We start from the raw sequence: 221 nt of genomic DNA on the forward strand, positions 1-221 counted from the left end.
GGTGGCGATGATGTTGACGAACGACCGGAGCGTCGTGTCGTAGCCGGTCCCCCAGCGCATCGCGACGTCGACGCCGAGCTCGCGGGTCACCTCGGTGGGTGTCATCTGTCCGTACTCGTCCAGGACCGGGACCGTCTCCTTGAAGGTGCCCTGCCCCGTGAAGCGGAGGGTGTCGCAGACGGCCTTGTCGGTGGCCAGGAACTCGCAGAACTCGCTGATGC

1 pseudogene is annotated in these 221 nt (G+C 66.5%); it reads right to left on the minus strand.

Going from position 1 to position 221, the window contains the following annotated elements:
• Positions 1-221 (minus strand): annotated as a pseudogene (locus J0695_RS42600) (DNA topoisomerase IV subunit B); the annotation flags it as partial.

The sequence above is a fragment of the Streptomyces beijiangensis genome, assembly GCF_017315755.1.
In the GTDB taxonomy this organism is placed as follows: domain Bacteria; phylum Actinomycetota; class Actinomycetes; order Streptomycetales; family Streptomycetaceae; genus Streptomyces; species Streptomyces beijiangensis.